Source organism: Bacteroides sp. An51A (assembly GCF_002161565.1).
Lineage (GTDB): Bacteria > Bacteroidota > Bacteroidia > Bacteroidales > Bacteroidaceae > Phocaeicola > Phocaeicola intestinalis.
The window spans coordinates 16,686-37,483 of the sequence record NZ_NFIC01000013.1; the positions used below are offsets into that span (position 1 = coordinate 16,686).

At 44.5% G+C, this 20,798-nt stretch carries 19 protein-coding genes and 2 tRNA genes; 13 read left to right on the forward strand and 8 right to left on the reverse strand.

What is annotated here, in order from left to right; genetic code table 11:
- The first annotated feature begins 150 nt into the window (after window positions 1–150).
- The 5 genes from B5G04_RS17820 (at window position 151) to B5G04_RS17835 (ending at window position 4,052) form a co-directional block, all read left to right on the forward strand.
- Window positions 151–405 (forward strand): hypothetical protein, encoded by a 255-nt coding sequence (locus B5G04_RS17820; protein ID WP_204247034.1) that lies wholly within the window; start codon window positions 151–153, stop codon window positions 403–405.
- A 331-nt stretch (window positions 406–736) separates the two neighbouring features.
- Window positions 737–1,753, forward strand: coding sequence for a porin (locus B5G04_RS17825; RefSeq protein WP_087398237.1), 1,017 nt, complete (start codon window positions 737–739; stop codon window positions 1,751–1,753).
- Between the two features lie 101 nt (window positions 1,754–1,854).
- Window positions 1,855–2,025, forward strand: a complete 171-nt coding sequence (locus B5G04_RS20065; RefSeq protein ID WP_158100135.1) for a hypothetical protein — start codon at window positions 1,855–1,857, stop codon at window positions 2,023–2,025.
- A 155-nt stretch (window positions 2,026–2,180) separates the two neighbouring features.
- Window positions 2,181–3,206 (forward strand): L,D-transpeptidase family protein, encoded by a 1,026-nt coding sequence (locus B5G04_RS17830; RefSeq protein WP_087398250.1) that lies wholly within the window; start codon window positions 2,181–2,183, stop codon window positions 3,204–3,206.
- Window positions 3,207–3,314: 108 nt separating this feature from the next.
- Window positions 3,315–4,052, forward strand: a complete 738-nt coding sequence (locus tag B5G04_RS17835) for a murein L,D-transpeptidase catalytic domain family protein (protein WP_087212170.1) — start codon at window positions 3,315–3,317, stop codon at window positions 4,050–4,052.
- Here the strand turns inward: B5G04_RS17835 and B5G04_RS17840 are convergent.
- Window positions 4,004–5,374 (reverse strand): MATE family efflux transporter, encoded by a 1,371-nt coding sequence (locus tag B5G04_RS17840; RefSeq protein ID WP_087398251.1) that lies wholly within the window; start codon window positions 5,372–5,374, stop codon window positions 4,004–4,006. The two genes, B5G04_RS17835 and B5G04_RS17840, sit on opposite strands and share 49 nt — an antisense overlap.
- 107 nt (window positions 5,375–5,481) lie before the next feature.
- Between B5G04_RS17840 and aspS the strand changes: the two genes are divergently transcribed.
- Both aspS and B5G04_RS17850 read left to right on the forward strand, forming a co-directional pair.
- Window positions 5,482–7,239: an aspartate--tRNA ligase gene (aspS, locus tag B5G04_RS17845; RefSeq protein WP_022039917.1), complete on the forward strand. Its 1,758-nt coding sequence runs from the start codon at window positions 5,482–5,484 to the stop codon at window positions 7,237–7,239.
- A gap of 43 nt (window positions 7,240–7,282) precedes the next feature.
- Window positions 7,283–7,672, forward strand: coding sequence for a GtrA family protein (locus B5G04_RS17850; RefSeq protein WP_022039916.1), 390 nt, complete (start codon window positions 7,283–7,285; stop codon window positions 7,670–7,672).
- An 80-nt stretch (window positions 7,673–7,752) separates the two neighbouring features.
- Here B5G04_RS17850 and B5G04_RS17855 read toward each other — a convergent pair whose 3' ends face one another.
- The 4 genes from B5G04_RS17855 to B5G04_RS17870 form a co-directional block, all read right to left on the reverse strand.
- A complete protein-coding gene (locus B5G04_RS17855) occupies window positions 7,753–8,181 on the reverse strand; it encodes an acetohydroxyacid synthase small subunit (RefSeq protein WP_022039915.1) in 429 nt (142 codons plus the stop codon).
- Between the two features lie 113 nt (window positions 8,182–8,294).
- Entirely contained in the window at window positions 8,295–9,593 is a 1,299-nt protein-coding gene (locus B5G04_RS17860; RefSeq protein WP_087247090.1) for a phenylacetate--CoA ligase, read from the reverse strand.
- Window positions 9,594–10,042: 449 nt separating this feature from the next.
- Window positions 10,043–10,936, reverse strand: a complete 894-nt coding sequence (gene dapA / locus B5G04_RS17865) for a 4-hydroxy-tetrahydrodipicolinate synthase (RefSeq protein WP_087212173.1) — start codon at window positions 10,934–10,936, stop codon at window positions 10,043–10,045.
- Between the two features lie 293 nt (window positions 10,937–11,229).
- Complete coding sequence (locus B5G04_RS17870) at window positions 11,230–11,427, reverse strand: hypothetical protein (protein ID WP_022039911.1); 198 nt, start codon at window positions 11,425–11,427, stop codon at window positions 11,230–11,232.
- A gap of 245 nt (window positions 11,428–11,672) precedes the next feature.
- Here B5G04_RS17870 and mtaB point away from each other — a divergent pair, with 245 nt between their 5' ends.
- Together mtaB and B5G04_RS17880 are read left to right on the forward strand one after the other, a co-directional pair.
- On the forward strand, window positions 11,673–13,001 hold the full coding sequence (mtaB, locus tag B5G04_RS17875) for a tRNA (N(6)-L-threonylcarbamoyladenosine(37)-C(2))-methylthiotransferase MtaB (protein ID WP_087398252.1): 1,329 nt from the start codon (window positions 11,673–11,675) through the stop codon (window positions 12,999–13,001).
- A 321-nt stretch (window positions 13,002–13,322) separates the two neighbouring features.
- Window positions 13,323–14,342 (forward strand): glycosyltransferase family 2 protein, encoded by a 1,020-nt coding sequence (locus tag B5G04_RS17880; protein ID WP_204247035.1) that lies wholly within the window; start codon window positions 13,323–13,325, stop codon window positions 14,340–14,342.
- A 97-nt stretch (window positions 14,343–14,439) separates the two neighbouring features.
- Here B5G04_RS17880 and folD read toward each other — a convergent pair whose 3' ends face one another.
- A complete protein-coding gene (gene folD / locus B5G04_RS17885) occupies window positions 14,440–15,321 on the reverse strand; it encodes a bifunctional methylenetetrahydrofolate dehydrogenase/methenyltetrahydrofolate cyclohydrolase FolD (RefSeq protein WP_022039908.1) in 882 nt (293 codons plus the stop codon).
- Window positions 15,322–15,685: 364 nt separating this feature from the next.
- Here folD and B5G04_RS17890 point away from each other — a divergent pair.
- The 3 genes from B5G04_RS17890 (at window position 15,686) to B5G04_RS17900 (ending at window position 17,133) form a co-directional block, all read left to right on the forward strand.
- Window positions 15,686–15,759: transfer RNA gene (locus B5G04_RS17890), tRNA-His, on the forward strand.
- A gap of 50 nt (window positions 15,760–15,809) precedes the next feature.
- Window positions 15,810–15,883: transfer RNA gene (locus B5G04_RS17895), tRNA-His, on the forward strand.
- 116 nt (window positions 15,884–15,999) lie between these two features.
- Entirely contained in the window at window positions 16,000–17,133 is a 1,134-nt protein-coding gene (locus tag B5G04_RS17900; protein WP_239414149.1) for a hypothetical protein, read from the forward strand.
- 290 nt (window positions 17,134–17,423) lie between these two features.
- Here B5G04_RS17900 and B5G04_RS17905 read toward each other — a convergent pair whose 3' ends face one another.
- Together B5G04_RS17905 and pheS are read right to left on the reverse strand one after the other, a co-directional pair.
- Window positions 17,424–18,623, reverse strand: a complete 1,200-nt coding sequence (locus B5G04_RS17905) for an MFS transporter (RefSeq protein ID WP_087398239.1) — start codon at window positions 18,621–18,623, stop codon at window positions 17,424–17,426.
- A gap of 116 nt (window positions 18,624–18,739) precedes the next feature.
- Window positions 18,740–19,774: a phenylalanine--tRNA ligase subunit alpha gene (gene pheS / locus B5G04_RS17910; protein ID WP_022039904.1), complete on the reverse strand. Its 1,035-nt coding sequence runs from the start codon at window positions 19,772–19,774 to the stop codon at window positions 18,740–18,742.
- Window positions 19,775–19,930: 156 nt separating this feature from the next.
- Here pheS and B5G04_RS17915 point away from each other — a divergent pair, with 156 nt between their 5' ends.
- Window positions 19,931–20,794 (forward strand): DUF4348 domain-containing protein, encoded by an 864-nt coding sequence (locus B5G04_RS17915; RefSeq protein WP_022039903.1) that lies wholly within the window; start codon window positions 19,931–19,933, stop codon window positions 20,792–20,794.
- Window positions 20,795–20,798: the final 4 nt, after the last annotated feature.

The following is a 20,798-nucleotide window of genomic DNA, read 5'->3' on the forward strand; positions in this document are numbered from 1 at the left end:
TAACAAGCAATAATGTGGTGGAAAAAATAAATCGCAAATTGTGATAGCTTCATCTGGTGTAAGATTAATAATCTTGCGCTTGTAAGATTAATAATCTTACAGCCTGAAGATTAATAATCTTACCGAAAAGGCAGTTATATTGGAAACTGTATGCTTCCATGTTCATATCCTATCAAGCACTTCAATGTGGGTGCCGGTATGCTTTATCCCTTTAAGTCCAAAGGATGGAGCGGTGGCACGAAATTGCTGAGCAATGAGGTACGGAAAGAAACTTGGTCCTTCATAAAGGATAACGGGAACATGTTCCTGCTCACTCTGTCATGGGATTTCAGTGTGGGAAAGAAACACCATGCAGGAACCAAGGTCACGAACAATGTAGACCGGGAAACTGGTATTGTTATGTAACACAATCTTTAAACATATATTTAAACGACAGGCTCTAAGAGCCTGTTTAAATTTTGCTCAGGTTAATTTTGCGAATTGTTTTCGAGGATGTTTTTCTGATTTTATGAGGAGGATAGCGGGCTATCTGACGAATAAAATCGGGAAAACAGACCGGAAACAAACGCAAAAGAACCTGATAGAATATTACTTTATTGGAAAATTTAAACAGGCTCTAAGTCCGAGCACATTTTAAAACAGGCTCTTAATAAAATGTAACATGTTTGTAATATGTTTGACATAAATAGTTTACCTTTGTCCTTTACCTTTGCACAAGTTAAAAATGAAGAGACAAATGAAAAAATATCTCTCTGCGCTGTTGTTGGCGCTCTCTGTAGCATCTGTCGGTGCTCAAGATTTTAGTTGGAAAGATGCGGTTCCCGAGATTCACGGTACAGTGCGTGGAAAGTACGAATATCAGACTACGACCAATGAGCAACGTTTCCAAGTGCGTAACGCACGTGTCAGCGCGACTGGCAGACTGCTCCCTATCGTGAGTTATAAGGCTGAAATCGACCTTTGCGACGAGGGGGTTATCAAGATGTTGGATGCCTATGCAAGGGTTACTCCATTTAAAGGTTTTGATGTCACCATCGGGCAAATGCGTGTGCCTTTTACCATTGATGCGCACCGTTCTCCTCACTTGCAGTATTTTGCTAACCGCTCGTTCATTGCCAAGCAGATGGGTAGTCTGCGCGATGCGGGTGCCACGTTGAAATATAGTATGAAAGAAGGTTTTCCCTTTTCGTTGGAAGCTGGTTTGTTCAGTGGTTCAGGATTGACCGAACAGAAAGGGTGGCACAAAGCTTTGTCTTATTCAGCAAAACTGGAGATGCAGCCTTTCAAAGGGTATAATCTGACGTTAAGTACGCAGCGCATTCGCCCGTTCGACCGCAACATCTACATGTACGACCTTGGCACTTATTATGACTGGAATAACTGGCATTTCGAGGTAGAAGCAATGTATAAGGATTATGCTCACTCTTTGTTCGAGAGTGTGTGGGCAGTGGATGCTTTCATCAATTACGATTATTTCATCAAGAAAGAAAAAAGCTTGATAAAGAAAGTGTCTTTTCTGGCACGTTTCGACTATATGGGCAACAACAGCGATGAATTGGATGAGGATGGGATAGATTACATCATCACCGACCACGAGCGCAAGCGTGTTACTGGCGGTTTGACGTTTAGTTTTGGTAAGCCTTTCCAAGCCGATCTCCGCTTGAACTATGAGAAATATTTTTACGATGACAACTCGTTGGCATTGGAGTCGGAACAAGATAAATTGGTAGTAGAAATGATGGTTCGCTTCTGATAATTTGCTTTTATAAACATTTGTTTGAAGCCGTCCTGGTTGTAGTGGTTACACCTGGGGCGGCGTTTTTTTATTAGAAGCTGTTTTGAATTTATCGTGCGATGATTTGGGATGAGTTTTTGAGGCATTTTCGCTTCTGTGATGAGGAAGATAGCGGGCTATCTGACGAAGAACAGGAGCGAAAAGGACCCAAAAATCGCCCAAAGCACACACGAAAACAGATACATCAAGCCAAGAAAAACTTTTTGGAGAAATTCAAAACAGCTTCTTAGTTGCTGGTAGGAAGCTTGGGTATCTTTCTTGTGTCGGGATAAGGATGTAAGGAATAAAAGGAACAAAATACGTGGTTCGTTTGTTATTATCTTGACAACTAATTTTGAAAATGGGAAAAAATGCTTATCTTTGTATAAACCTTAACCTGCCTGCTATGAAGAGAGAGGTTTTACTGGTCGCGTGTGTGATGTGTCTGCTGCTTTTGGGATGTGAGAAACAGCAGGTGCAGACTTTTTCGGTGTCTGATAAGCTGGAAATCATTTCGGACATGGTTTCGCAAAGAGAAGCTTTAGGCGCTTCCAGGCAATTGGATGCTTCGGATATTCTTTTGACAAAAGATTTACTTTACGATCAGCATACACTGGAAGATATCTATCCCTATGGTGATACGGTGCGTAGCTTTAAGTGGGAAATCATTCGCAAATGTTTGGCATTCATAGAAAATATGCAACGTGATGAGGTGGATTGGGTTGTGCTTCGAAACTATAAGAATCGTAATGGAGAAGCAGCTTTGGTACATCGGTATGTGCGGAACGTATATGGGAGGGTGGCAGACACATGTGGTGTGGAGCGTTATCAGTCAATACCTTTCTATGAGCCGAATGACTCGTTAATGCCTGTTCGATACGGGCGCGATGGTTCACTGGCTTATCTGAAGGACCGGGAAGGTAGTTTCTTGCGTATCGTTCCTGTGACGGCGGAAAGTGAATGGCTTGTTCCGTCGCGATACGTCAGACAGCTTCCTGCGGGCATAAAGTTCCACCATGCGGTATTCGTCGACCGGCTCGATCAGAACATCACTACACTGGAGCGGACAGGAGAAGGGCAATGGACCATTCGAAGTATGAATCCGGCAACGACAGGTATGCACCGTCCACCATATGCACAGGAAACCCCACTAGGAATGTTTTTGTTGCAAGAAAAGAAAGAGCGGATGGTGTTTTTGAAAGACGGTGGTTCCGGTGTAGGAGGGTATGCTCCATATGCATCTAGATTTACGAACGGTGCCTATTTGCATGGCGTGCCGGTTAATGTTCCACAAACCCGGATGGTAGAATACAGTTGGTCACTAGGTACGATTCCCCGTTCACATATGTGTGTGCGCAATGCTACTTCGCATGCTAAGTTCATTTTCGATTATCTGCCAACCGAGGCTACGCTTGTAGTAATTATTGAGTAGTTGGAAATACAGAAGCATTGTGGAAATATTATTTTGAGAAATCCGTGTAATCTGTGGTGGGAAAATTATTTATTTTGTAACTTTGCAGCCGTATTCTAAATTGATTTCATGCTGCGTATTTTCTTGATTATTTTGATGATGGTAGCTTCCGTATGTAGCTCTGTGCTTTGTCGGTCGGAAGAAAAGAAAGATGCTCCACAAGTGAAGATTGTGGATCGTTGCCTCCAGTTGTATCACGAGATGGACTTGGAAGGACGGGTGAACTATATTGCTTTCCGTCAGGCAGTGACGGGTTATTACCGTATCGGACAGCGGAAACGGGAGGTGCTGACCCTTATCGACTTTTCGAAGCCTTCTACGCAGGAACGTTTGTACGTGTTCGACATGAAGCAGAAAAAAATGCTGTTCTCTTCGGTGGTGGCACATGGGAAGAACAGTGGGAACATCTATGCTACTTCGTTCTCAAACGAAGACGGTTCACACAAAAGTTCGTTGGGGTTTTATTTAACTGAATCAACGTATCAGGGCAGAAATGGTTATTCGCTGTTGCTGGAAGGATTGGAAAAAGGTATCAACGATCGTGCCCGTCAGCGTGCAATCGTGATGCACGGGGCTGCGTATGCCAATCCTTCTGTCATTCGTAATGGTGGGCGTTTGGGAAGGAGTTTCGGTTGTCCTGCTGTCCCTCAGAAGTTATGCCGTCCTATCATTGACGCCATTAAGGGTGGTAGTGTGATGTATATCTATGCCGCCAAACCCAGCTATCTGGCGCAAAGCTCAATCTTGCACGCGGAGGGTCAGGATAGAGAAGAGGCAGGTATCAGTCTGGAAGCGGCCTTGCGGTAATACCACCATCCGAAGAGGTCAGCCAGTGCCCAGCCGATGGGAATGGACCACCAGATGCCATGTACGCCAATAGAAGGAATAGAGGCCAGTCCGTAAGCTAATGCGACGCGGGTACCGAGCGAAAAGACGGTGAGCACTACTGACATGCCTGGCATGCGGATGGCACGGAAAAGTCCGTAGAGCATGAAAAGGTATCCGATACCTACGTAAAAACTGCCTTCCACACGTAAGTATTCTACCCCAATGGCGATGATTTCGGTTTCTTTAGCATCGATAAAAAGTTGCATCAAAGGACGTGCAAAGACAAAGACCGCTGCAGAGATACATAGGCAAAAGCCGGTGATGAACCATAGCGTATTGTGTATTCCTTTTTTTATCCGTTCGAATTTCTTAGCACCGAAGTTTTGGGCAATAAAGGTGGAAAAAGCATTCCCGAAGTCCTGTACAGGCATATAAGCAAAGGTATCAATTTTGACAGCGATGGCAAAGGCTGCCATTACGGCGGTACCGAAACTGTTGACTAACCCTTGCACCATCAGAATGCCAAAGTTCATCACCGATTGTTGCATGCATGTAAGTGAGGAATAAGTGGCTATCTCACGGATGGATTGTCTGTTGATGCGGATATGTTTCCATTTTAGCCGGAATATTGGGAAGCGGTAGAGGGTATACAGGCAAAGTCCTACACCCGATACGATTTGTGAGATGACGGTGGCTACTGCTGCTCCTGTCACGCCCCAGTGGAAGATTGCGATGAACACCAGGTCAAGTACAATGTTGAGTACCACTGATATACCCAGGAAAGCAAGTGGTACGATGGAATTGCCTAAGGCACGGAGCAGGAAAGCATAATAATTATAAAGGAATGTGCTGAAGATACCGATGAATATCACCAACAGGTAGTCATGCATCATTCCAGTGATTTCGGCAGGAGTTTGCAGCCAGCGGATAATAGGATGGATGAATATCAGTGACAGCGTGTTGATGATGAGAGTAATACCGCCTGTCAGAAGGAGTGATGAGACCAGGCTTCGTTTCATTCCCTCGTAATCTTTTGCTCCATATTGCAGAGAGAATACGGCTCCTGTACCCATACAAAGCCCGATAAAGATGGAGGTAATGAACACCATCAGCGAATAAGCCGACCCTACCGCTGCCAGTGCATCGGCACCTAGGAAGTGTCCAACGATGAGTGTGTCGGCTATGTTGTAGCATTGTTGAAGCAGGTTTCCCAACATCATCGGGATAGCGAAACGCAGCATTGTGCCCGTGATGCTACCTTTTGTCAGGTCGCCCGCTGAAGTATGGTCCTGTATGTTCATGGCTTTGTCTTTACGTTTGCTGCCGCAAAGATATTGCATAAATCAAAAACATATACTACCTTTGCCTAAATTTATAGTCAAACTTGGATTTATAAACCTTATATGATATGTTCAGAAGTCATACTTGTGGTGAGCTGAGACTCGCCGATGCAGGCAAAAACGTGACGCTCGCCGGCTGGGTGCAGCGTACGCGTAAGATGGGAGGGATGACCTTTGTGGATCTTCGTGACCGATATGGCATCACCCAATTGGTGTTTAATACAGAAGTGAATGCAGAACTGTGCGAGCGAGCCAATCACTTGGGACGTGAATTCGTTGTTCAGGTAATGGGCGTGGTGAGCGAGCGTTCCAGCAAGAATGCCAACCTTCCTACTGGTGAAATCGAAATCATCGTGTCGGAATTGAATGTGCTGAATGTGGCACAGACCCCTCCGTTTACGATTGAAGATAATACAGACGGCGGCGATGACCTCCGGATGAAATACCGCTACCTGGATTTGCGTCGTACTGCCGTGCGCAAGAATCTGGAGTTGCGCCACCGGATGACAATGGAAGTGCGCCGTTATTTGGATAGTAAAGGTTTCCTCGAAGTGGAAACTCCGATGCTTATTGGGTCTACACCCGAAGGTGCGCGCGATTTTGTGGTGCCTTCACGCATGAATCCGGGACAGTTTTATGCCTTGCCTCAGTCTCCGCAGACGTTGAAGCAGCTACTGATGGTGTCGGGGTTCGACCGTTATTTCCAGATTGTGAAATGTTTTCGCGATGAAGACCTTCGTGCTGACCGTCAGCCTGAGTTCACACAGATTGACTGTGAGATGAGTTTTGTGGAACAGGAAGACATCATCCAGATGTTTGAAGGGATGGCAAAGCATCTGTTCAAGGAATTGCGTGGTGTGGAACTGACTGAGTCGTTCCAGCGTATGCCGTGGGCCGATGCAATGAAGTATTATGGTAGCGACAAGCCCGACTTGCGTTTCGGCATGAAGTTTGTCGAACTGATGGATATATTGAAAGGTTATGGCTTCTCAGTATTCGACAATGCAGCGTATATCGGCGGTATCTGTGCTGAGGGGGCGGCGCATTACACTCGCAAACAACTTGATCAGTTGACCGAGTTTGTGAAGCGTCCGCAAATCGGTGCGAAAGGTATGGTCTATGCCCGCGTGGAAGCCGATGGTAACGTGAAATCAAGTGTCGATAAATTCTATGCTCAAGATGTGCTTCAGCAGATGAAAGAGGCTTTCGGTGCCAAACCGGGTGATTTGATATTGATATTGAGTGGTGACGATGCGATGAAAACTCGCAAACAGCTTTGCGAATTGCGCTTGGAGATGGGTAACCAGCTGGGCTTGCGCGATAAGAATAAGTTTGCCTGCTTGTGGGTGGTAGATTTCCCGATGTTTGAATGGAGTGAGGAAGAAGGTCGCCTGATGGCAATGCACCATCCGTTTACCCATCCTAAAGACGAAGACATTCCTTTGCTGGATACAGACCCGGCTGCCGTGCGTGCCGATGCTTATGATATGGTGGTCAACGGCGTAGAAGTAGGGGGTGGTTCTATTCGTATCCACGATTCAGCGCTTCAGGAGAAAATGTTCGAAATTCTGGGATTCACACAGGAAAAGGCGCAAGAGCAGTTCGGCTTCCTGATGAACGCCTTTAAGTTCGGTGCACCTCCTCATGGCGGATTGGCATATGGTCTCGACCGTTGGGTATCGCTCTTTGCCGGTCTTGACAGCATCCGCGACTGTATTGCATTCCCAAAGAACAATTCCGGTCGTGACGTAATGTTGGATGCTCCAGGCTATCTTGACCAGAAGCAGCTGGACGAATTACATCTGCAAGTAGTGAAAGAAGACTGACCCAAAGAGGCACTGGTCATCGTTATCTCTTAAAAGAAGTTGAATGAAAGAATCTGTACGCGTCATCCGTTTTGCTATCGTAGGCACGCTCAATGCTTTGATTACTGCGTTTGTGGTATGGCTGCTGATGCATATCGAGGGTGAAAGTTACATCACGGCGAATATCATTGCTTATGTCGTGGCGCAGATTCACAACTTTATTTGGTGTAAATATTGGATATTCCCTCTTGAGCCTGGCAATAAGAAGAACAGCATCTGGCATCAGGTGTTGTTCTTTGCCGGTGCCTTCCTGCTGGCCTACAGCATGCAGTTCCTTTTCCTGCTGATGTTGGTGGAGTTGTTTTACTGCAATGAGTATCTGGCTCAGTTCCTGGGACTTTTCATCTACGGTGCGGTCAACTTTATCACCAACCGTCACATTACTTTCCGCTGATGTCATTTCGCAAACATCCCTTGCAGTGGCGTATGCGATATGCTACTGCAAGGGATGTTTGCGGATATTCATTAAAAACATTATGCCATTTTCAGCAGGTGCTGTTCTTCGATGTAATTCAGTCCTTTATCGAGTATGACTTTACGGGTTTCTTCCGGGCTGTCAGTCCGGAATACCAGGATGCCTTTGCCCGAAAGTAGGAATGAATAGAGGTAGGAAATACCTATCCCTGCCTGGCTGAAGCTTCGAATGGCATCGGCTGCACGTCCCGGTTGGTTATCGAGCATGATGGCGAACACGTCCGAAAGATTTGCTGAGATGCCTGCCTGTTTCAATGTTTCGTAAGCGCGCATCGGTTCGGAACAGATGATTCGGTAGATACCATATTCTACTGTGTCGGAAATGGTGGAAGCGATAAGTTGGATATTCGCTTCTTTCAGTAGTTCGAGCACCTGAAGCAATGTGCCCGACTTGTTTTCTACAAATACAGATAACTGGTGGATGGTCATATTTTATGCTTTTTAGGTTTACAAGAACAAGCTCTGACGAGGTTGGCAAAACTCTGAATATTCAAGGCTGTTTAAAGCTTTGTCACCTTATCAGCTGATGCCTTGTGTTGGTATTATATCAATGTTTTTCTTAAGTCTTTCACGCGTATGGCTTTACCTTCCTGCTGGGGCAGGCTGCCTTTAGGTACGAGTTTGACGCGCGGAGTTATCAATATTTCGTCTTTCAACTGGCGGGTGATTTCCTTGGTTAGTCTTTGCAGGAAACCATAGTCATCGGTAAAGTCGTTCAGTTCTACTTCTACGGTCATTTCGTCATTCGCTTCCAGATTGGTCAGCGTGATGAGGTATTCGTTACCCAGTTCCTTAAATTGCATCAGAATGTTTTCTATCTGTATAGGGAAGATGTTCACACCCTTCAAGATTATCATGTCATCGCTCCGGCCTTTCATGCGGTCCAGTCGTTTGTGGTGACGTCCGCAAGGACAGTCACCTGGCAAGATGCGTGTCAAGTCACGTGTGCGGTAGCGCAGGAGGGGCATTGCTTCGCGGTTGATGGTAGTCAGCACCAGTTCGCCTATCTCACCTTCAGGTACCGGTTCCAGTGTTTCCGGATTTACGATTTCCACGATGTAATAGTCTTCCCAAATGTGCAGACCATTCTGTTCGGGACACTCGAATGCCACTCCCGGACCACACATTTCAGACATTCCGAAAGAGTTGTATGCCTTTACGCCTAACATGTCCTCGATGCGCCGGCGTTGTTCGTCCGAATGTGGTTCAGCTCCGATAATCAAGGTACGGAGCTTTGTATCGCGGTGCGGGTCAATGCCCATCTCTTCCATTACCTCATAAAGTCGTCCGGCATAGCTGGGAATGGCGTGTAGCGCGGTAGTGCCGAAGTCGGTGATAAACTTGATTTGCCGCTTGGTGTTTCCAGCTGCTGCAGGTACGGTGAGCATTCCAAGCCGTTCGGCACCATATTGGAATCCCAGTCCACCGGTGAACATTCCGTAGCCCGATGAATTTTGGAAAATGTCACCTTTGCGTAATCCTACCATGTAAAGGCAGCGTGCTACGGCATTTGCCCATTCATCCAGGTCGTGTTGGGTATGCAGGATGACGGTAGGTGTGCCCGTTGTGCCACTGGACGAGTGCAGGCGTACCACTTCTTCCAGCGGAACAGCCGAAAGTCCGAATGGGTAATGGTCACGCAAGTCTTGCTTGGTGGTAAAAGGTATTTTCTGTAAATCGTCCAGCGAGCGTATGTCTTCCGGTCTGAGGCCGTTCTCGGTGAAGCGTTGTTTATAGAAAGGAGAGCGCATGCAGCGTTGCAATGTTTGTTGCAGCCTCTCCATTTGAAGCCGTTCTATCTCCGGGCGAGTCATTGTTTCCAGTTCCGGATGCAAGTACATTTGTTCGTGTTTCATAGTTTTTTCTGAGATGTAATGTATTTAGTGTGAACATTCTGAGATGTCATCTTTAATTGTTTTATGAATGTCCGCAATCAGCCAATTCGCTGAGTTGAAAATGCGGTAGTACTGCCTTTGCTGATGCAGTATATATTCATAAGCCGATGCAGTATATATTCATAAGCTGATGCAGTATATATTCATTTTTCAGGGGTATGCATTGACTGTTTGCGGACATTCATTAATTGTTTTCCTTTTTGATTGGTGCCGTTATAAACATGGTAGAAAAATCTTATACTTAAGTGCTTTATATTTTATGTTGAGACTTGACTGGGACAGATTTTGTTTTCTTTGAATCCTTTGCTCTCTGAGGTTTAAGAGATTGAAGTTTCATTAGGAAGTATAAGATTTTTCATTGTTTTTACAGGCTGGTTAATTATTTTGAACTTTCATCAGCACTTTATTTTCAGTTCGTTCAAAATGCAACGCATTTTTTCAAACGTAGTGATGCGGGTAGGTACCAAAGGAAGGCGCAGGCGGTTCTTTATCATCCCCATCATGCTAAGCATGGCCTTCACTCCTGCCGGGTTACCGTCAACAAAGAGTAGCTTAAACAATTCAGTAAACTGGTGATGGATAGCCAATGCGCTAGGATAATCACCGGCTAGTGCCAGACGGGTCATACGGCTGAATTCTCGTGGAAATGCATTTCCTATGACTGAAATGACTCCTACGGCTCCCAATGTAATCAGAGGAAAGGTAATGCCGTCATCGCCTGAAATAACATCGAAATTAGTTGGTTTGTTTTTTATGATGTCATCCATTTGTGTAATGTTGCCCGAGGCTTCTTTAATGGCTACGATGTTTTCGAAATCACGTGCCAGGCGCAATGTCGTTTCAGCTGTCATATTTACACCCGTGCGTCCAGGTACGTTATAAAGTACCACCGGCAATTTAGTAGCTTGTGCGATGGCTTTGTAATGTTGGTAAATCCCTTCTTGTGACGGCTTATTATAGTAAGGTACGGCAACGAGTACGGCATCTACTCCTGTCATATCATCATTTTTCAACGTGTCAACTACAGTTTGGGTACAGTTACTGCTCACGCCTAACAGAATGGGAACTCTTCCGTTTACTCGTTCTATGACAGTTTGTTTTATCTTTTTCTTTTCGTCAGCCGTCAGTGTTGGGGTTTCTGCTGTGGTTCCCAGTACACATAAGAAGTCTGTGCCATTTTGGATCTGATATTCCACCAACTTAATAAGTGCATCATAATCCACACTTCCGTCTTCATTAAAAGGAGTGACTAATGCCACCCCCATTCCTCTCAACTTTCTTCGTATCATAATCAAAATATAAACGTGATCTATTAGCTTCACAAAAATACGAATATTTTTTTTTTTAAAACAAATATGTCCTTAATTATTTAACGTTGTAAAGTCAACCGACCCATGCAATTTAAAATTGATTTAAAGAATTCGTTCGTTTTCACAAACGAAGATATGCTTCATCTGCCATTCCAGTTACTTGCTACACTTCGCGGTGCCGGTTTGCTGACGGGGTAGGGGAAAGGTTATAAAAAAAGTCTGTAGGCTGAGCTTACAGACTTTTCAATTCTCTCTAATTGTTCGAGATTGGATTATTCAGCAACTACTGAATCAGTAGCAGCGGCAGCTGTTGAATCAACTGCTGTAGAATCCATTACCGGAGCAGCTTCTTCTACAGTTTCAACTGTTGCTGAAGAATCTACAGTGCTTTCAGTGTTAGCTGCTTTGTTTCCGCAAGATGCAAAAGAAACAGCAGCAAATGCTACGAACAAAAATACTAATTTTTTCATTTTCTTTGCTTTTTTAAATCTGTAATACTTATGTTGTCTTCTTAAAACGCTGCAAAGATATAGAGTTTTTTAATAGGTTGTTCATGAAAACCGGTTTTTTTTTGAAAAAAATATGTTTGGTAAAGGAATCTGAACGTACAAAGTGTAAAAATGCGATTCTCTGATGCCGGTTAGCGATGGTCTGCAAAATAATGTGTAACTTTGCATTCCCTGAATCAGGATTAATTATACACCTTATTATATATATGACAGATAATTCTATTTTTCGCAATAAGAAAGCGGCCTATTGCACCTTGGGATGCAAGTTGAATTTTGCCGAAACATCTACAATAGGAAAGATGCTGAAAGAAGCAGGCGTACAGACAGTGCAGAAAGGAGAAAAGGCGGATATATGCGTAATCAACACCTGTTCGGTGACTGAGGTCGCTGATAAAAAGTGCAGGCAGGCGATTCATCGGATGGTGAAAGAGCATCCGGGAGCTTTCATCGTGGTGACAGGATGTTATGCACAGCTGAAACCGGAACAAGTGGCGGGCATTGAAGGGGTAGACTTGGTATTGGGTGCCGAGCAGAAAGGAGATTTGATGAAATACTTGGGTGGGCTGGAAAAGCGTGCTCATGGCGAAGCAGTGACTTCACCTCAGCAAGATATACATACATTTGTGCCTTCTTGTTCAAGGGGAGACCGTACCCGTTATTTCCTGAAAGTACAGGACGGATGTGATTATTTTTGCTCGTATTGTACGATTCCTTTTGCACGTGGAAGAAGCCGGAATGGTAAAATTGCTGATTTGCGGGAACAGGCACGACAGGTTGCAGCAGAAGGTGGTAAGGAAATAGTATTGACGGGAGTCAATATCGGTGATTTTGGTAAAAGCACCGGTGAGACATTCCTTGAGCTGGTGCAGGCACTGGATGAGGTGGAGGGAATCGAACGGTACCGGATCTCTTCGATTGAACCAAACTTGTTGACCGATGAGATTATTGCGTTTGTAGCTCAATCGAAACGGTTTATGCCTCATTTTCATATTCCATTACAATCGGGATGCGATGAAGTGTTAAAATTGATGCGCCGGCGCTACGACACGAAGCTGTTTGCTTCGAAGGTGCAAACGATCAAATCGTATATGCCTGATGCGTTTATCGGTGTGGATGTGATTGTGGGGACGCGTGGGGAGACACCCGGCTATTTTGAGCGTACCTATCAGTTTATTGAGGGACTGGATATAACCCAGTTGCATGTATTCAGTTATTCGGAACGTCCGGGTACGCAAGCCTTAAAGATAGATTATGTAGTCTCTCCGGAAGATAAGCATGCACGAAGCCAGCGTCTGCTTGCTCTGTCGGACGAAAAAACAACAGCCTTTTATGAAAGACATATCGGTCAGGAAGCTGTTGTCTTGATGGAACATGCTAAGGCGGGAGCACGAATGCATGGCTTTACACCGAACTATATACGGGTAGAACTGGAAAATAAAGAAGGCTTGGGCAATAATTTAGTGCGTGTACAGCTGGGTGAAATGAATGCCGATGGGACAGCATTAAAAGGAATCTTGTGTGGAAAGTTGGATTGATTTGGATGTTTTAACATTTCCGGAGCAGTGAAAATAAGACTTGTTGCATTCTATTGGTGCCGGTGGACAAATGGGAACCGATCCTGTAGAAGTTTTATTGTAATTTCAGCTCATTGGCCGCTTGTTGTTTTGCAATAAAATTGTATATTTGTAAGAAGCTGTTTTGGATTTATCGCCCAAAGCACACACGAAAACGGATACATCAAGCCAAGAAAAACTTTTTGGAGAAATTCAAAACAGCTTCTAAATAGAGTCGGTATTTGTGTTTCCCTGGCACGTGTTTGTTGTTAATCTTATAAGGAATAAGAATGTATGAGTAAGATAAATGTAGCTGTTGTCATTTTGAATTGGAACGGTGCAGAGATGCTCCGCAAATTCTTGCCTTCTGTATTGACCTATTCACAGGGAGAAGGTGTGAAAGTGTATGTAGCCGACAATGCATCGACAGATGATTCATGTGCGGTTGTGGAAAATGAGTTTCCTGAGGCTTGCTTGATGAGGCTGGATCTGAATTATGGCTATGCGGGTGGGTATAACAAGGCATTAAAGCAGATAGATGCAGAATACGTGGTGTTGTTGAACAATGATGTAGAAGTGGGGAAAGGCTGGTTGGAGCCTATGGTGAAATATATGGACGAACATCCGCAAGTGGCAGCCTGCCAGCCTAAAATCTTGAGCTGGCGGGTAAAGACTAATTTCGAATACGCTGGGGCGGCAGGTGGATTTATCGACCGGTATGGTTATCCGTTCTGTAGGGGACGGGTGCTGGATGAGATAGAGGAAGACCGTGGACAGTATGATTATAATATACCGATATTCTGGGCTACAGGGGCGGCGTTGTTTGTCCGGCGGAATGTATATTGGGAAGTGGGAGGTCTGGACGAACGCTTTTTTGCCCATATGGAAGAAATAGATTTTTGTTGGCGGTTGCGTAGCCGGGGGTATCGTATTGTCTGTTTGCCGCTATGTGAAGTATATCATGTAGGAGGGGCTACTTTAAAGACAAGTGACCCGAAGAAAACTTATTTGAATTTTCGAAACAACTTGCTGATGCTTTATAAAAATTTGCCAGCTAAGGAGTTGAAGCGTGTAATGCGTGTCCGGCTGATATTGGACTATCTGGCAGCTGGTTTCTTTGCTTTGCGTGGGAAAGTAGGGGAAGCACGTGCTGTGTTGAAAGCACGTTGTGACTATGTGGCCATGCGACCTCAGTTTGAAACGGACCGCAAAGAGAATTTGCAGAAATCAGTCAATACTGATATTGGGGAGCGATATCGTTTCAGTCTGCTGTGGCGAGTACAGGGAAGAAGGAAGAGAACGTATGAAGAGTTGATAGGATAACTCTTTATAGAATGTTTATTGAGGGTATATCAAGATAAAGAACGGCTATCAAAATGAAAACTAAGTCCTGTTTTGATACACCCTCAAAACAGTTTTTTTATTTGTAAATAGCTTTTTTCCCAGCCAGCAGGGTGTTCCGCATCAATGAAACGATAGTCATGGGGCCTACACCTCCTGGCACAGGTGTGATGAAGGAGCATTTAGGAGCTACCTCATCGAATTTTACGTCTCCAGTCAGTTTGAATCCTGATTTTTTTGTTGCATCTGGAACGCGGGTAGTGCCTACGTCAATAATAACCGCTCCTTCTTTTACCATATTTGCTTTTACGAAGTTGGGTTGTCCCATGGCGGCTATGATGATGTCTGCTTCTTGGCATTCTTTTACAAGGTCTGCACTGTGGCTATGACAAACGGTCACTGTGGCATCGCCCGGATAATTTTTTTGCATCATCAGCATCGCCATCGGTTTGCCTACAATGTTGCTTCTTCCCAGTACGACACATTTCTTTCCTTGTGTTTCGATGTGGTACCGTCTGAATAATTCCATGATTCCGTTGGGAGTGGCTGAAATATAGCAGGGGAGTCCGATAGACATGCGTCCTACATTAATGGGGTGAAAGCCGTCTACGTCTTTGCGGTAGTCTATCGTTTCGATTACCTTCTGTTCGGATATGTGTTTGGGCAAAGGCAACTGGACAATAAAACCATCGATGTCTTCATCGTCGTTTAACTCACAGACTTTTGCCAGTAGTTCTTCTTCGGTCACGTTGTCTTCGTAGCGGATCAATGTGGACTTGAAACCGCATACTTCACATGCTTTTACTTTTGATGCCACGTAGGTCTCACTTCCACCATCGTGACCCACTAAAATGGCAGCCAGATGCGGACGTTTTCCTCCATGGGCAACAATGTCTGCTACTTCTGCTGCAATTTCTTGTTTAATCTGTTCAGAAATAGCTTTTCCATCAATCAATGTCATATTTCTTCTGTTTAAATTGTTTAATATATTAATGCTCTAACAAAATTAATATTTTCCATTCATATCATCTAGTATATTTGTTTCTTTATGCTTTATTAACCCAGCATCCGTAGCGGTAAAATGAAATGCCTGAAAGAATTTGTGAAATCAGTGTCGGAAGGAATAAATGCTACGCTGTAGAAGATAATCTTTTCCAATATCGGATAATTCTCTCCGTCACTGAGGGTAATCTGCATGATTTAAATGCGTTTGTTCTGTGTTTTCTGTGTTTTTGTCTGTTCCCGAATAAAAAAACATTGGAAAAGTTTGCAGATTCAAAATTAATGTTTACCTTTGCACTCGCTTTTGAGAGGTAATCAACATGGTGACTATAGTTCAGTTGGTTAGAGCGTCAGATTGTGGTTCTGAATGTCGTGGGTTCGAGTCCCACTAGTCACCCTCACTTAAAAACCTCTTCGAAGTAATTCATTACATTTTATACCAACATGGTGACTATAGTTCAGTTGGTTAGAGCGTCAGATTGTGGTTCTGAATGTCGTGGGTTCGAGTCCCACTAGTCACCCACACTTGGGTATCAGGCAGTGAGTATCTAAATGTATATTCACTGCTTTTTCTTTTTTAAATATTCCCTATTGGATTTGTACTTTTTTAATTAATTGCCTATATTTGCAAAAAAATATGAATAATATGGTCGGTAAGGTAGGTGTTATCGTTTCTATTGTTCTTTTCTGCATAGCAGTAGGAGTTTATAGCTTTGTCCAACTCAGTGTGGCTGATAAGGGCAAGGATGTCGATTTGTTGTCTTTTGTGCCATTGGAGAGTGTTGGCTTGCTTGAAACTGATAATCCTGACTTCTTGGCTAATGAATTTCCACAAACCACTTATGGTTTGCAATTGGATACATTGCGGCAGAGTGGTTTGTTCCCGATGGTACTTAATGCCGTATTTCCGAATGCAGACAGTACGGTACATCGGCTGAGCAATGGCATTGAAAGAATGATGATCAGTTTTCATGCACCAATGTCGGCGCGTAATGTCGTAATGTATTTCCGTACCCACGGTTCGGGAAGAGAGTTTTTACAGCGGATGATGCAGCGCCAAGGGAGAAGGTTTGTGCCTAAGAAAGAGTCGTATCGAGGTAGCGATATAGATATCTATGCACTCGAAAACGGTGATTTTATAGCTGCTTATTGTGGCAAGGGTTTTTGCATCCTTAGTTATCAGAAAAGCTTGATAGAGCAAGTGATTGATGCCCGTAAAGATGATGTTTCGTTGCGTGAGGATGCTGTGTTTATGGAATGTTACGAAGGAAAGGCTGTCAATTTTATTACATTGTACGGGCATGCTCCTTCACTGCCTTTCCTGGTAAGGGATTGTGCGAGTTGCTGGAGCAGTTTTGATATCCATTTAAACAGTGAGGTGTTTTATTTGAGTGGTTCGATGGTATTGCCGGATTCATGCCGGTTTCGTGTCACAGACCGGCTGTATCAAATGGATTCAGTTTCTGAAGATGGCTTGCTGGTGTTGTCGGGACAAGAAAAGGTGGATTCGTGTATATCGCGTATGATAAGCATTCCACAACATACTTTATTCGAAGAATGTGTATCGAATCTTTCGCGTGATGCCTCTTTTATTTTTGTGGCGGATATGGATAAGTTGAAAGGAGGGGATATGTTGCAGGTTGGCGGATTTTATTTGCCCAAATTTGTGATGCAGCATGTCGATTTGTTCCGCTCATTCATTTTTTCTGCGCAGGTGACAAAAGTCGGCAACAAGTATTCGCATATCATTGTTTTCACGTATAAGAATTAAAATGATTTTCTTTTTATACGATGCGCAAATAATGTTGCGAGAAGAGTAAGAGCCTGTTTAAATTTTCCAATAAAGTAATATTCTATCAGGTTCTTTTGCGTTTGTTTCCGGTCTGTTTTCCCGATTTTATTCGTCAGATAGCCCGCTATCCTCCTCATAAAATCAGAAAAACATCCTCGAAAACAATTCGCAAAATTAACCTGAGCAAAATTTAAACAGGCTCTAAGAAACCGTTTTGAATTTATCGTGTGCTGATTTTCTGTACAGCTTGTCTTTCCGTTTATTCGATTTTATCTCAACCGGTGACGTTGAAAATGGGGACCTGCTTTCAAGTGAAAATAGGTCATGGATACGATTGTAAGTATGGCTCCGAACAGGTATGCGTCTCTGAACGAAGCGATTTCGGCAATGTATCCGCCCAGCAGCATGCCGATTCCAAGCCCTACATCCCACGAAGTAAGGTAAGTACTGGTGGCGGTCGCACGCTGGTTGTTGGGAGCCAGGTTTACGAATAACGTATTGTAGGCAGGAAACATGGTGCCGAATCCAATGCCCAAAAGCAAGGCGACTGAAAAGAATAGGCTCGTTGTGAAAGCATAGTTCCACTCTATCAGCCAGCCGCAAGCGGTCAGGGCAAAATAGCAGAGGCATACCAGATACAGTCCGGCATTGATGACTTGCGTGATTTTCCCTTTGTCGACCAGCCGTCCGCTGAACATGCGGCTGATAGCCATGCCTACAGCCATCAGGGTAAAGAAGAATCCGGTTTCGGCGGTGATGCCGATTTGCCGGGCATACATTGCCACGTAATTGGTCGTCATGCCGTAAGGGATGGAAAGCAGAAGCAGGCTGAGTCCGGCGGGAAGCCCTTTCAATAAGATAAAGCGGTCGAGCGATATCGGTTCGCGTTTGACCGGCGGTTTATAAGGGGTCTTTACCAGGCTGGCTGCGATAAAGCCCAAGATGCATGAACCGAGTCCATAAGAAAAAATGGCGATGTAAGATGTACCTGCGCTATGAAGGAACAATCCGAACATCGGTCCGACAGACATGGCGAGGTTGTTAGCCAGTCCGTAATAGCCCAAGCCTTCCCCTCTTCGTGATGAAGGCATGATGTCGATGACTACGGTATTTCCTCCTACGGTCACCATCCCGAACGAAATGCCGTGGATGATGCGGTAGATGATAAACATGACCAGTGCGCCGGCAAAGATGTAGCCGGCGAAAATCAATGTGAAAACAAAATAGGCAAACAGGTATAAGGGCTTGCGTGCGAAAGTATCAAGCAAGTATCCCGAAAACGGGCGGATGCAAAGTGAAGATACAGTATAACACGACAAGACAATGCCGATAGTGGCATTCGAAGCATGGAAAATTTCCAAAAGATAAAAGGGAAGCACCGGAACCAAGAGCCAAAAGCCGAAGTAGAGAAGGAAATTGGCGGCAAGGATGCAACAATAACTTGGGGTAATAAGCCGTTGCTTTTCCATAAACAGAAGTGTTAGGGTGAGGTTAATTAATAGTTAACAATTAATAATTAATAGGGGTCAGCAGATGTTCCTACTCTTAACTATTAATTATTAACTATTAATTATTAACTGTTTATTTAGTTTGCCGCTTCGAATTCTTCAAGGAAGCGGGTGTCGTTTTCCGAGAACATGCGCAAGTCCTTTACCTTGTATTTCAGGTTGGCAATGCGTTCTACGCCCATGCCGAAGGCATAGCCTGAATAAACTTTGCTGTCGATGCCGCAAGCGTCGAGCACAGCAGGGTCTACCATGCCGCATCCCAAAATTTCCACCCAGCCGGTATATTTGCAGAACGGGCATCCTTCTCCACCACAGATGTGGCAACTGATATCCATTTCGGCACTGGGTTCGGTGAACGGGAAGTAGGAAGGACGCAGACGGATTTTGGTTTCAGGTCCGAACATTTCTTGGGCAAATTGCAGCAAGACCTGTTTCAGATCGGTGAACGATACGTTCTTGTCTACATACAGTCCTTCTACCTGATGGAAGAAGCAATGGGCACGGTAGCTGATGGCTTCGTTGCGGTACACACGTCCCGGGCAGATGACACGGATAGGAGGTTGGGTCACTTCCATGGTGCGTGCCTGTACGCTACTGGTATGCGTGCGCAGGATGATGTTCTTGGTCACATCGTCCGGATTGGTCTCTACGAAGAAGGTATCCTGCATGTCGCGTGCCGGATGGTCGGGAGCGAAATTCATCTTTGTGAATACGTGTAGGTCGTCTTCCACTTCCGGACCGTCGGCAATGGTGAATCCCAGACGGCTGAAGATATCAATGATCTGGTTGCGCACGATGTTCAGCGGATGGCGTGTGCCCAGTCCGATGGGATAGGCCGTACGGGTCAGGTCAATGCCCGACATGTCGGCATCCTGGTTCTCGAATGTCTCTTTCAGGGCGGCTATGCGTTCTTGTGTACGGGTTTTCAGTTCGTTCAGTTTCATGCCCACTTGTTTCTTCTGTTCGGCGGGCACATTCCGGAAGTCTGCCATCAAGGCATTGATGATTCCCTTTTTGCTCAGGTACTTGATGCGGAGCGCTTCCAGTTCTTCTGTGTTCTGGGCGTTCAGCTGATCTACTTCTTGAAGTAATTCTTCTATTTTCGTTATCATAACCTATTCTTTAGTTTTCTTATTTTTAGCGCAAAGGTAAGGATTTAAACTGAATTATTGTCTTTTTCTTCCGACAAAAAAGAAAACTACAGGTCTTTTATCCGATAAAAGAAAAAAAGAAGTAATTTTGCGCTTGATTTTTCAGAAGCACTAAATATGAAAAAAATTGTATTCGGATGTTGTTTGCTTGTATTGGCAACAACCTCCTGCGGAGGTGGAAAGAAAAAGATAGATCCTTTTGAGACGCTGACGAGTGAGATAGATTCGTTGTCTGCTGCGCCCGACACGATGGTGATTGACACGGCTCCTGTCCGTCCGGAAGTGATTCCGGCTACAGCCGATGAGAGTTTTGCTGACTTTTTCTACAACTTTGCTTCGAATGAACGTTTCCAACATTCGCGTGTGATGTTTCCTCTTTCTTTTTACAAAGGGAAGAATGTGGCACGTATAGCGAAAGATGAGTGGAAGTATGATCCTTTGTTCAGCCGTGATTTGGTGTATACCGTACTTTTTGATAAGGAAGAGGAAATGGAATTGGAGAAAGATACGGCTGTACGGAGTGTGCAAGTGGATTGGATTTATTTGAAAGAACGGAAGGTGAAACGTTATTACTTCCAGCGTGTCAGTGAGACTTGGTTTCTGGAAGCAATCAATCAGGAGAAACTGGCACAGGCGGAAGAGGGAAAGGAAGACTTCTTCGATTTTTATTATCGTTTTGCCAACGATTCGGTTTTTCAGGCTGAAAGACTTGCCAATCCGTTGTCGTTTGTGACGGTTGATCCGGAAGATGAATTTCAGATTCTGGAAACTACACTTGATGAAGGGCAATGGTTCTCGTTTCGTCCGCCTTTGTTGAAGGAACGGTTGACCAATGTGCATTATGGACAAGAGTCATTGCCTGATACAGATACGAAAATCATTGAATTTAAAGGGTTCGGAAATGGATTCAGCAATACATTGTACTTCAAGCGTCGGGGTGGAGAATGGAGGTTGAAACAGTTTGAGGATTTGAGCGATTGACAGC